9 protein-coding genes and 1 pseudogene are annotated in these 12,202 nt (G+C 71.4%); 6 read left to right on the top strand and 4 right to left on the bottom strand.

Annotation, left to right across the window (positions count from 1 at the left end; all coding sequences use genetic code 11):
• Positions 1 to 144 precede the first annotated feature (144 nt).
• The 4 genes from meaB to ACFXOM_RS26895 form a co-directional block, all read right to left on the bottom strand.
• Entirely contained in the window at positions 145 to 1,128 is a 984-nt protein-coding gene (gene meaB, locus ACFXOM_RS26910) for a methylmalonyl Co-A mutase-associated GTPase MeaB (protein ID WP_384940800.1), read from the bottom strand.
• Positions 1,129 to 1,134: 6 nt separating this feature from the next.
• A complete protein-coding gene (scpA, locus tag ACFXOM_RS26905) occupies positions 1,135 to 3,339 on the bottom strand; it encodes a methylmalonyl-CoA mutase (RefSeq protein WP_384940816.1) in 2,205 nt (734 codons plus the stop codon).
• Positions 3,339 to 5,186 (bottom strand): methylmalonyl-CoA mutase small subunit, encoded by a 1,848-nt coding sequence (gene mutA / locus ACFXOM_RS26900; protein ID WP_384940798.1) that lies wholly within the window; start codon positions 5,184 to 5,186, stop codon positions 3,339 to 3,341. Before mutA ends, scpA begins: the two co-directional genes overlap by 1 nt.
• A 542-nt stretch (positions 5,187 to 5,728) precedes the next feature.
• Entirely contained in the window at positions 5,729 to 6,322 is a 594-nt protein-coding gene (locus tag ACFXOM_RS26895) for a dihydrofolate reductase family protein (RefSeq protein WP_384940796.1), read from the bottom strand.
• A gap of 360 nt (positions 6,323 to 6,682) precedes the next feature.
• Here ACFXOM_RS26895 and ACFXOM_RS26890 point away from each other — a divergent pair, with 360 nt between their 5' ends.
• From ACFXOM_RS26890 to ACFXOM_RS26865, 6 genes and pseudogenes are all read left to right on the top strand, one after another.
• Entirely contained in the window at positions 6,683 to 7,960 is a 1,278-nt protein-coding gene (locus tag ACFXOM_RS26890; RefSeq protein ID WP_384940794.1) for a YncE family protein, read from the top strand.
• Positions 7,961 to 8,075: 115 nt separating this feature from the next.
• Positions 8,076 to 8,329 (top strand): annotated as a pseudogene (locus tag ACFXOM_RS26885) (SAM-dependent methyltransferase); the annotation flags it as partial.
• 46 nt (positions 8,330 to 8,375) lie between these two features.
• Positions 8,376 to 8,987 (top strand): HhH-GPD-type base excision DNA repair protein, encoded by a 612-nt coding sequence (locus ACFXOM_RS26880; protein ID WP_384940792.1) that lies wholly within the window; start codon positions 8,376 to 8,378, stop codon positions 8,985 to 8,987.
• Positions 8,988 to 9,189: 202 nt separating this feature from the next.
• Positions 9,190 to 10,719 carry a M28 family metallopeptidase gene (locus ACFXOM_RS26875; RefSeq protein WP_384940814.1) on the top strand — a complete coding sequence of 510 codons (1,530 nt, stop codon included), beginning with the start codon at positions 9,190 to 9,192 and terminating at the stop codon, positions 10,717 to 10,719.
• Positions 10,720 to 11,156: 437 nt separating this feature from the next.
• On the top strand, positions 11,157 to 11,453 hold the full coding sequence (locus tag ACFXOM_RS26870; protein ID WP_003999914.1) for a type II toxin-antitoxin system VapB family antitoxin: 297 nt from the start codon (positions 11,157 to 11,159) through the stop codon (positions 11,451 to 11,453).
• Positions 11,454 to 11,573: 120 nt separating this feature from the next.
• A complete protein-coding gene (locus tag ACFXOM_RS26865) occupies positions 11,574 to 12,188 on the top strand; it encodes a LytR C-terminal domain-containing protein (RefSeq protein WP_384940790.1) in 615 nt (204 codons plus the stop codon).
• Positions 12,189 to 12,202: the final 14 nt, after the last annotated feature.

Raw genomic sequence — 12,202 nt, 5'->3', positions numbered from 1 at the left:
GGGGGGGGGGGAGGTCGTTGTGGGTGGGGGGGGGAGGGGGGCAGGGGAGAGGACGCGGAGGGGGGCTGGTCGCCCCCCGCTTCTCCCCCCCCCCGATCGCGCCCTTGCGTCGGACCCGCCCCGACCGGCGGACCCGACGCGGCTTCATGCTCGCTCGCCGAACGCCTCCAGGATGCGTTCGGCAGCCAGCGTGGCCGTCAACTCGCCGTCGCGCACCTGCTGTTCGAGGGCCGGAACGAGGTCGCGCACCGTCGGGTGGGAGCGCAGCCGGCCGAGCAGTTCGTCGTGGACCATGGCCCACGCCCAATCGACCTGCTGATCACGGCGCTTGGCGGCGAGCCGCCCGCCCGCGTCCAACAGTGCACGGTGCTGCTCCAGCCGGTCCCACACGGTGTCGAGACCCGTGGATTCGCGTGCGCTGCAACTCAGCACCGGCGGCGTCCAAGCGGCATCGGCGGGATGCATGAGGCGGAGTGCGCCCGAGAGTTCACGGGCCGCGGCGCGGGCGTCCCGCTCGTGCGGACCGTCGGCCTTGTTGACGGCGATGACGTCGGCCAGTTCCAGGACCCCCTTCTTGATGCCCTGGAGCTGGTCGCCGGTGCGGGCGAGGGTGAGCAGCAGGAACGAGTCGACCATGTCGGCGACGGTCGTCTCGGACTGGCCGACCCCGACGGTCTCCACCAGCACCACGTCGTAGCCGGCCGCCTCCATGACCACCATCGACTCGCGGGTCGCCTTGGCGACGCCGCCCAGGGTCCCCGCGCTCGGCGAGGGCCGGACGAAGGCGGCCGGGTCCACCGCGAGCCGTTCCATCCGGGTCTTGTCGCCGAGGATGGAACCGCCCGTGCGGGTGGAGGACGGGTCGACGGCCAGGACGGCGACCCGGTGGCCGAGGCCCGTGAGCAACGTGCCGAAGGCGTCGATGAAGGTGGACTTGCCCACGCCCGGGACCCCGCTGATGCCGATCCGCCGTGCCCCGCCGGTGTGCGGGAGCAACTCGGTCAGCAGCCGCTGGGCCAGGGCTCTGTGGTCGGCACGGGTGGACTCGACGAGGGTGATCGCGCGGGCGACGAACGCCCGCTTCCCGTCGAGCACACCCTTCACGTAGGCGTCGACGTCGATGGCCATCCGCGGCTACAGCCCGTCGTGGCCGAGCGCCGCGCCGAGCCGCTCGACCAGGTCGTGGGCCGCGTCGGGGATCACCGTGCCGGGCGGGAAGACCGCCGTCGCCCCCATCTCCAGCAACGCCGGGACGTCCTGCGGCGGGATCACCCCGCCCACGACGATCATGATGTCGTCGCGCCCCTCGTCCGCGAGCGCCTCGCGCAGCGCCGGGACGAGGGTCAAATGGCCGGCAGCGAGCGATGAGACGCCCACGACGTGCACGTCCGCCTCGACCGCCTGCCGGGCCACCTCGGCCGGGGTCTGGAACAGCGGGCCGACGTCCACGTCGAAGCCCAGGTCGGCGAACGCGGTGGCGATCACCTTCTGGCCGCGGTCGTGACCGTCCTGTCCCATCTTGGCGACGAGGATGCGCGGCCTGCGACCCTCCGCCTCCTCGAAGCGCGTCACCAGTGCGCGGGTACGGTCCACCGAGGGCGACTCCCCTGCCTCGTTGCGGTACACGCCGGAGATCGTACGGATCTGGCCCGCGTGCCGTCCGTACACCTTCTCCAGGGCGTCGGAGATCTCGCCGACGGTGGCCTTCGCACGGGCCGCGTCCACGGCGAGGGCGAGCAGATTGCCCTCGAGCCCCGCCCCGGGGCCCCGCCCGGCGGCCTCGGTCAGCGCGCGCAGCGCTTCCTGGCACACGGCCTCGTCACGCTCCTCGCGCAGCCGCCGCAGTTTGGCGATCTGCTGGGCCCGCACCGAGGAGTTGTCGACCTTGAGCACCTCGATCTGCTCGTCGCTCTCGACTCGGTACTTGTTGACCCCGATGACCGGCTGGCGACCGGAGTCGATACGGGCCTGGGTGCGCGCCGCGGCCTCTTCCACGCGCAGTTTCGGGATGCCGGCGTCGATGGCCTGGGCCATGCCGCCGGCCGCCTCGACCTCCTGGATGTGCTGCCACGCCCGGCGGGCCAGGTCGTACGTCAGCTTCTCCACGTAGGCGCTGCCGCCCCACGGGTCGATCGCCCGGCAGGTGCCCGACTCCTGCTGCAGTACCAGTTGGGTGTTGCGGGCGATGCGGGCGGAGAAGTCGGTCGGCAGCGCAAGCGCCTCGTCGAGGGCGTTGGTGTGCAGCGACTGGGTGTGCCCCTGGGTGGCCGCCATGGCCTCGACGCAGGTGCGCGTGACGTTGTTGAAGACGTCCTGCGCGGTGAGGGACCAACCGGAGGTCTGCGAATGGGTGCGCAGGGAAAGCGACTTGGCGTTCTTCGGGTCGAACTGCTTGACGAGCTTCGCCCACAGCAGCCGGGCCGCGCGCAGCTTGGCGATCTCCATGAAGAAGTTCATGCCGATCGCCCAGAAGAAGGACAGCCGCGGGGCGAACGCGTCGACGTCCAGGCCCGCCTCGCGACCCGCCCGCACGTACTCCACGCCGTCGGCGAGCGTGTAGGCCAGCTCCAGGTCGGCCGTCGCTCCGGCCTCCTGGATGTGGTAGCCCGAGATGGAGATGGAGTTGTACCGCGGCATCTTCTGCGAGGTGTACGCGAAGATGTCGGAGATGATCCGCATCGAGGGCTTCGGCGGATAGATGTAGGTGTTGCGGACCATGAACTCCTTGAGGATGTCGTTCTGGATGGTCCCCGCAAGCTTCTCCGGCGGTACGCCCTGTTCCTCCGCGGCCACGATGTAGAGGGCGAGGACGGGCAGCACGGCGCCGTTCATCGTCATCGACACCGTCATCTTGTCCAGCGGGATGCCGTCGAAGAGCTGCCGCATGTCGTAGATCGAGTCGATGGCGACGCCCGCCATGCCGACGTCGCCCGTCACCCGCGGGTGGTCGCTGTCGTAGCCGCGGTGCGTCGGCAGGTCGAAGGCGACCGACAGGCCCTTCTGGCCGGCCGCGAGGTTGCGCCGGTAGAAGGCGTTGGACTCCTCGGCGGTGGAGAAGCCGGCGTACTGTCGGATCGTCCACGGCTGGTTGACGTACATCGTCGGGTAAGGACCGCGCAGGTACGGCGCGACGCCCGGGTACGTGCCCAGGAAGTCCAGCCCCTCCACGTCCCGGCCGGTGTAGAGCGGCTTGACGCCGATGCCCTCCGGGGTCTCCCAGAGCAGGTCGTCGACGCTGGTGCCGGTGGACTCCTTCACGGCGGCCCGCCACTGCTCCTCCGTGCCTCCCGCGGGGGTGCCGGACCCGAGGGGGACCTCGGAGAAGTCTGGAATCTGCATCACGCCGCAACTCCCATGCGGGTAAGGACGGAGGACAGGACGGCCACGGCGTCACAGCCCGCGTAGATGTACTCGTCGACACCGGTGCGCTCGCCGGGACGGCCCGCGAGGAAGACCCGTTCCGCGCCGGCGGCCTTGAGGGCCTCGGCCACCTCCTCGGCCTGCTCCTCGTACAGTGCGTCGCTGGAGCAGAGGCAGGCGACGGTCGCACCGCTGCGTGCGAACGCATCGGCGACCGTGGCGGCGTCCACCGAGACCGGGTCGTGGACCGGTTCTACACCGCCCGCCTGGAACAGGTTCGAGGCGAACGCCGCACGTGCGGTGTGTGCGGAGGCCGGACCGAGCGCGGCCAGGAAGACGCGCGGACGTGATCCCGTCGCTGCCAGGTGCGCGTCGGAGCGTGCGCGCAAGGCCTCGTACGCCTCGTCGCGGCGCACCCGCGGGAGGCCGCCCTCGTGGCGGGTCGGCACGGGGGCCGGCTCGCGTTCGACGGGCTTCTCGCCGAGGTACGGGAACTCACTGACTCCGGTGATGGGTTCGCGACGTCGGGCGAGCTTGCCCTTGCGCTCCTCCCAGGTGGCCGCGAGCCGTTCGCCGACCAGCCCGGAGCGCAGGGCCGCCTCCTGGCCGCCCGCCGCCTCCAGCTCCTGGAAGAACGACCACGCCGCGTGGGCGAGTTCGTCGGTGAGCTTCTCGACGTACCAGGAACCACCGGCGGGGTCGATGACGCGGCCGAGGTGGGACTCCTCCAAGAGGATCGAAGAGGTGTTCCGGGCGATGCGACGGGCGAAGGCGTCCGGCAGGCCCAGCTCCTGGTCGAAGGGGAGGACCGTCACGGCGTCGGCACCACCGACTCCCGCGCCAAGGCACGCGATGGTGGTGCGCAGCATGTTCACGTAAGGGTCGCGACGGGTCATCATCACCGGCGAGGTGACGGCGTGCTGGCGCTGCGCACCGGCGTCGGGAGTGCCGCACACCTCGGCCACCCGCGCCCAGAGCCGGCGGGCGGCCCGCAACTTGGCGATGGTGAGGAACTGGTCGGCGGTGGCCGCGTAGCGGAACTCCAGCTGGAGGCAGGCCGCCTCGGGGCTCAGCCCGGCCGCCGTCAGAAGCCGCAGGTAGGCGACGCCGGTGGCCAGCGAGGCACCCAGCTCCTGGGCTGCGGATGCCCCTGCCTCGTGGTAGGGGAGGGCGTCCACGGCGAACGCGCGCAGCCCCGGGTGGTCGTCGTGGCAGCGCCGGGCCAGCTCCACGGCGTCCCTCGCGTCCACCACCCCGCCCGTGCGTGCGGCGAGCCCCAGGGGGTCCGCGCCGAGGGTGCCGCGCACCGCGTCACGGGCAACGCCGCGCTCCTCGTACAGCCGCAGCAACTCGGTTGCTGCGGCGGCCGTTTCGGCACCCGCGTCCAGGGCGATCGGCGCCAGGTCGAGGTACACCCCGTCCAGCGCCCGCGCCAGGTCCGTCACCGGCACCCCGGTGCCGCCCACGGCGAGCCACAGCGAGGTGACGCCGTTCTCCAGGTCCGCGAGCACGGCCTCGTTGGTGCGCGCCGGATCGGGCCGCCCGTGCCACTGGCGCACGTCCCAGCCGCCGACCGGCCGGCTGCCGCGCACGTACGGCGCGAAGCCCGGGTAGCCGGCGTCGGGCTCGGCGTCCCGTGCGGTGTAGAGGGGGCGCGCCACGAGTCCGTCGTCCAGCGCCGTCGTCAGCGCCGCCTCGGCCGCGTCTCCCGACACGTCCTTGCCGGACTTGCGCAGCACGCCCTCGACGAGGCGCTGCCACTGCTCGTGGGTGGCGTCAGGGAACTCGGCGGCAAGCGAAAGCCCGTCGTCAGGCAGAACCGTCATGCTCGGATGCTAGGTCAGGGGTACGGATGAGCAGCAGAGCTTACGGCTGTGACCTTGCCCTCTTGTGCCACGCCCGGGAGCGCCCCGGGCCCGTCGCGGGGACCGCGGGACCGGGCTCCGGCGAAAGGTCCGCCGGGCCTCCCGGGTGCGCACCGGACACGTGTTCCCGATCCGGCCGCTCGACCGGAAGCCGTCCGGCGTCCCCGGGGCAGCCGTCCCGGGACCGGCCGGAGGGGTGTTGGACCCCGTTGCCGGCGCGAGCGGGCCGTACGGGGGTGCGCGATCGGACCTCGCGGCGTGTGGGCGGCCCTGCTGCGGCGCCGCGGCGACGGGGACGGCGGGCGTACGCGCGGTACGCGTGCTCCGGCGGGAATGTCGCCGACGGGGTGCGGGCCCCGCCCGCCGTCGCTCGCGGCGGCCTCCGCGAGGTCGGTCGGGTGCCGAGCCGTGCGCCACCAGTGCCGGCGGGCTCGCCGCGGCAGTGGTGGCGGTGAGCATGACCACGGCCTCGTCCCCGACCGCTCGACTGCTCGTCCCCGGGGCTAACGGCCCACCCGGTAGCTGACGTGAGTGACCTCCGGGGATCCGGTCACCCGGACGGGCACCAGCCTGAGCCCGCGGTCCACGCCCTCGAACAACCGCTCCCCCGTCCCCAGCACCATCGGAGCGAAGTGGATCTCCAGCTCGTCCAGCAGGCCGGCGTTGAGGAACTGCCGGACGGTCTGCGCGCCCCCGGACACCTGGACGTCGCTGCCGCCGGCCGCCGTGAGCGCCTGGTCGAGTGCGCTCGCGATGCCGTCCGTGACGAAAGTGAACGTCGTGCCGTCCTCGCCCACCCACGGTTCGCGAGCACGGCTGGTCAGGACGAAGACCGGGCCGCGGAACGGCGGCGGATCCGACGGCCTGCCGGCCCGTCCCTTCTCGAACATGCGCCGGCCCACCACGTGGGCGCCCGCCCTCGGGGGCTTCGCTGCGCCGGCCTCGACGGCGAAGGCCGCCCCGAGGGCCCCGGCGCGCGGCTCGCCGTCGCCCCACGGGCCGCCCGACGCGTGGTCCGGACTGTGCTCCGGACCACGGTCGTGTCCCGCGACGAAGCCGTCGCGGGACACCCTCAGACACGCGAAAACGCTGCTCATGGCCCTCCTCCAGAGGGGTGCACAACAGCCTCCATCCTGGGCCAGAAGGGTCAAGGCCGCATCCCCGGCCGGGCAGGGTCGCGCGGCGCAGTGCAGTCGACGGCGCACGCGCGAGCCCGCTCGGGGAGCACCCGCCACGCCCCGGAAGGCACGACTCGTGCGCGGGCGGGAACGGGTCGCGAGGGCAGAGATCCGAACTCCTGCACGAGTCGCCGGAGATCTGTCACCCCGTCGAGGATCCGCCGCCACGTCGAGGATCCGTCGTCCCGACTCTGGCCATTCATCTGACCCGCCAGTAAGTTACCGACGGTAGCACCAGCCCCTCGCCGCCCTTCCTTCCCCTGCCCCGGGAGCCGCGCCGTGACGACTGCACCGTCCCCGAAGCTCGCTGCCCTCGCCACCGCCCTCACGGCGACCCTCGCCGTCGCCGTCGCCCCCGCGTCCCCGGCCGCAGCGGCGGCACGCTCCTCCACCGGTCTGCGCGAGGTGCTCTTCGTCGGCAACAACTGGGAGGGCACCGCCGACGTCATCGAGTCGTCCGGCGGGTACCGGAGGATCGGCCGGATCAACGTGGTCCCCGACAAGGACGAGCGGCTGTGGGAGATCCACCTCAACCCCCTGAAGCTCGCCTACTTCCTCGGGATACGGATGTCCGTGGGCGAGGGTCACGACCAGTACGTGGACGACATGTACTCCACGCCGGACGGGTCGGCGGTCGTCGTCTCCCGCCCCAGCTTCGCCGACGTGGTCTCCATCGACGTGGCCACCGGGAAGGTCAACTGGCGCTTCCCCGTGTCCGGTTACCGCTCCGACCACATGGCCGTCTCCCCGGACGGCACCCGGGTCGCCGTGTCGGCCTCGACCTCCAACACCGTGCACGTCCTCGACATCGCCACCGGCCGTGAGACCGGCTCGTTCAGGACCGGCGACAAACCGCACGAGAACGTCTTCACCAAGGGCGGCACCCAGATCTGGAACAGCGCGATCGGCGAGGTCAACACCGCACTCGACGATCCGTTCTGGGACTGGACCAAGGGCGATCGCAAGATCACCGTGGTGGACGCACGGACCTACCGGACGGTGAAGGTGATCGACATGCGGGAGCGGCTCGACGCCTTCGGCCGCAAGGACCTGTCCGACGCCGTGCGGCCCGTGGCCTTCACCCCCGACGAGTCGAAGCTCTACTTCCAGGTGTCGTTCTTCAACGGCTTCCTGGAGTACGACATCGACGGCGACCGCATCACCCGTCAGAAGACGCTCCCGAAGAACCCGGGGACCAGCGAGGACCGTACGACCTGGGTCAACGACTCGCGCCACCACGGCATCTCGATGAGCCCGCGGGGCGAGAAGATCTGCGTCGCCGGAACGATGGACGACTACGCGACGGTCGTGGACCGGGCCACCCTCCAGGAGGGTCCGCTCGTGCCGGCGAGCAAGCCCTACTGGGCGACCGTCAGCGGGGACGGGAAGGACTGCGTCATCTCCGAGAGCGGTGCCGATGCCGTCACCGCGATCGACTTCGCCACCGGCCGGAAGGTCGCCTCGGTGCCGGTCGGGGACCATCCTCAGCGGGTGCGCCTCGGCCGTGTCGCGGCCGACTGGACGGGTCCCTCGAACGGCCGCCCGGCCGCGCACTGACCACGGCCCCGGCGAGCCCCACCGGGAGAACGGGGGGCGGCCACCATCCCCGGACGCCCGGTCGAGGTACGACGCACACGTTCGATCACCTGGTGCACGAAGGCCGAATCCGTCTCCGGACGAGGCGCGTACCGCCGCGGAGTCCGTGGGGCCGGAGGTCACCGATCTGCGGTCGGAGCCGCTGTGCACCGGGTTCTTCGACATCGGGGCGGTGATCTCCTTCCTGCGGAAGGTGGTGCGGATGGTGCCGGCCTCACCGTGGTGCGGTACCGCGACCGGCTGCGGGAACTGCACGACCGGATCGAGGCCGAGGGCCCGTTCGCGGCCCGTACGAAATGCTTCCTCGTCGAGGCCCGCCAACCCGTCTGACGGACCCGGAGGTGCACAGGGCCCACCGGGGAGCGATCATCGGGGGATGAGCCCCACGATCCACCTTGCCCAGCAGTCCGAGGCAGACGAGTTGCTCGGGCGCAGCCCGCTGGCCGCCCTCGTCGGCATGCTGCTGGACCAGCAGGTCCCGATGGAGTGGGCCTTCTCCGGCCCCTATACGATCGCGCAGCGCCTCGGCACCGACGACCTCGACTGCCACGAGATCGCTGCACAGGACCCGGAGGCATTCGCCGCGCTGCTGTCCGAGAAGCCGGCCGTACACCGCTATCCGGGCGCCATGGCCAAGCGGGTCCAGCAGCTGTGCCAGTACTTGGTGGACGAGTACGACGGCGATGCGACCGCGCTGTGGAAGGACGTGACGACGGGCAGGGAACTGCTCGCCCGGCTGAACGCGCTGCCCGGATTCGGCAAGCAGAAGTCACAGATCTTCCTCGCCCTGCTCGGCAAGCAGTTCGGCGTGGCGCCCGAGGGCTGGCGCGAGGCGGCCGGGCCGTACGGCGAGGAGGGGGCGTACCGTTCGGCGGCGGACATCACCGGGCCCGAATCGCTCGCCAGGGTACGGGCGTTCAAACAGGAGATGAAGCGGGCGGCCAGGTCCCAGCAGGCCGAGAAGCCGGGGAAGGCCGAGAAGGCCTGACCGGGTTGGGTGGGCAGGGAAGTCGACGGGGTTGGCCAAGTGCCCCCACGTACGCACTAAGACGTACCAGTTGATGTCAATGTGGCCAAAAATCAAGTGAGTTGTGGCACGGCGGTTCACAGGGCACTCAGAGATCGCTAACTTCCCTTCAACCTCGTTCACACCGGGAAGGAACTCTGTGACCTCATCCCTTCGCAGAGCCGTGGCCACCGTGGCCGCAGCCGCACTCGCGACCCCGCTCCTGCTGGCATCCGCCTCCCCTGCCTCCGCCGCCCGGCACGACCCCGCCGAGAAAGCGGCCAAGGAAGCGGCCAAGCTGTCCAGGAAGCTGGTCCGCAAGTCGTCCGCCAAGGACGCCTTCAAGCACCTCCAGAAGTTCCAGCAGATAGCGGACACCACCGACGGCCACCGCGCCGCCGGTTCGCTGGGCCACGACGCCTCCGCCGCGTACGTGTACCAGCAGCTGAAGAAGGCCGGGTACGACGTCTCCTACCAGACCTTCGGCTTCGTCTACACGCAGACACAGGCGGAGAAGCTGTCCGTGCTCTCGCCCGCTCCCCGCGACGTCGCGATCTCCGCGATGACGTACACCAAGTCCACTCCGGTGGGCGGCATCAAGGCGGATCTTGCCGCCGTGCCCGTCGACGACACGACCGGCTGCGAGGCCGCGGACTACGCGTCCGGCACCTTCACCGGCAAGATCGCGCTGATCAAGCGCGGCGGCTGCACCTTCGCCCAGAAGCAGGCGGAGGCAGCAGCGGCGGGCGCCGTGGGCGCGGTCGTCTACAACAACACCGAGGGCTCGCTCGGCGGCACCCTGGGCTCCGCCGAGTCCGGCAAGATACCGACCGGCGGCATCACGCGCGCCGAGGGCGAGAAGCTCGCCGCGGACCTCGCCAAGGGCCCGGTGAACATCTCCTTCGAGATCCGCCAGCTCCAGCAGAACCGTTCCACCAACAACGTCATCGCGGAGACCCGCTCCGGCAACGCGGCCAACACCGTGATGCTCGGCTCGCACCTCGACTCGGTGACCGCAGGCCCGGGCATCAACGACAACGGCTCCGGCTCCGCCGGCCTCCTCGAAGTCGCCCTGGAACTCGCGAAGACCCACAAGAAGCCGGCCAACAAGGTGCGCTTCGCGTGGTGGTCCGCGGAGGAGAACGGGCTGCTCGGCTCGGAGCACTACGTCGCGGACCTGAGCAGCCTCGGGCGCAAGGAGATCAAGCTCTACCTGAACTTCGACATGATCGCCTCGCCGAACTACGGCATGTTCGTGTACGACGGCGACGACTCGGACCACGTCGGCGCTCCCGCAGGACCGGCGGGCTCGGCCCAGCTCGAACGCGACATCACCGAGTTCATGGACAAGCGGGGCGTCCCGCACGAGGGAACCGACTTCACCGGCCGCTCCGACTACGGCCCGTTCGTCGATGCGGGCATCGCGTCCGGCGGTACGTTCACCGGCGCGGAGGGCGTCAAGACCGCCGCGCAGGCCGCGAAGTTCGGCGGCACGGCGGGCGTCGCCTACGACTCCTGCTACCACTCCGCGTGCGACGACCTCACGAACATCAACATGAAGGCGTTCGACGCCAACATCGACGTGATCGCCAACGCGGTCGGCACGTACGCCATGGACCTGAGCTCGCTGCGCAAGCCGGTCGCCTCCGTCCCGACGGCCGGCGGTGAAGGCAGCGGCGGCGGCCTGCACGACGGCCACGACGTGACGGAGTAACACCCGCAGGGCAACGGGGCGCGGGGAACCGGCGGGTTCCCCGCGCCCCTCTTCGCGTCGAGCCCGTGACGGGCCGCGCCGAAGGGGCGCGGACGGTCTCCCCACCGCTCCGGGTGCCTCCCGGGCGAAGCGGGGAGACGGACGGGCCGTCCCGGGACGACTCGCCGGTCGTGCGGGCGCGGCGACTGTTCCCTTCGGCCGGGTGGCACGGTCAGTCGTCCGTCCTCGATCGGGGGCGCCGAGGCCGGGGCCGGCCACTTCGCGCCGCGGCCGGCGGCGGTCCGCCGACACCCGGAAGGCACCGCCGGCCGCAGCGCGGGCCCGTTCACGACACGGCCCCTACTTCCAGGTTTGAACGGGTTTTACGTGATTTTGACAAGCATCGGACCGGCCCAGCGTTGCTGCGCTGACGGCCGCTCGCCCGGTAGGCTTTCCGTGTGATCTTCAAGCGCATCGGTAACGGGCGGCCGTATCCCGACCACGGCCGGGAAAGCACCCGGCAGTGGGCGGACGTGGCGCCGCGCCCGGTCCGCCTCGATCAGCTCGTGACCACCAAGGGCCAGCTGGATCTCGAGACCCTGCTCGCCGAGGACTCCACGTTCTACGGCGACCTCTTCGCACACGTCGTGAAGTGGCAGGGCGACCTCTACCTCGAGGACGGTCTGCACCGCGCCGTGCGCGCGGCCCTGCAGCAGCGGCAGGTGCTGCACGCCCGGGTCCTGGAGTTGGACTGACCCGTACGGCCCCGTTCCGGGCCGCTCCTGCGCCCGTTCGGACGCAGTTTCCGACTCGTACGGGCGCAGGGGGATGATCGTTTAGTAGGCATAGCGACGGGACCGCACTACGCTGCGCCCATGAGCATGCTCACTCCTCCTGGCATGGGGGGAAAGTACCGCATCACGGGCAACGCGTATCCGCGTATGCGCCGCCCCCGCCGTGGGCGCAGGATCGCCCTCGCAGCCGTCGCCGCCGCAGTCGTCCTCGGCTTCGCCGGCTGGGGGACGCTGCAGCTCATCGACGTGTTCACCCACGACGGCAAGAAACCCGCGGCCCAGAGCCGCACCACGGCCTGTAAGGCCCGGAGCACGCCCTCCCCGGCCCCGGCCCCGCCGAAGCCCGGCCAGATCACCGTGAACGTCTACAACGCCACCCCGCGCGGCGGGCTCGCCAAGGCCACCGCGGACGAGCTGCGCAAGCGCGGCTTCGCCATCGGCAAGGTGGGCAACGCCCCGGCCGCGTACGACAAGAAGGTCCCGGGCACCGCGGTGCTGCTGGGCTCGGCACGCGCGTACGACGGGCCCTTCCGGGTCCTCGGCACCCAGTTGGCGGGCGCCCAGGCCAAGGCCGACGCCCGCACCACGGCCGACGTCGACCTGATCATCGGAACGGGCTTCACCTCGCTGAACACCAAGCAGGTGGCCGACAAGGCACTGGCGGAGCTGACCAAGCCGCCCGCGCCCGTCTGCTAGCGCAGCGCCCGGGC

Source organism: Streptomyces sp. NPDC059169, assembly GCF_042755225.1.
Lineage (GTDB): Bacteria > Actinomycetota > Actinomycetes > Streptomycetales > Streptomycetaceae > Streptomyces.
This window is presented reverse-complemented; position numbering and strand designations above follow the sequence as displayed.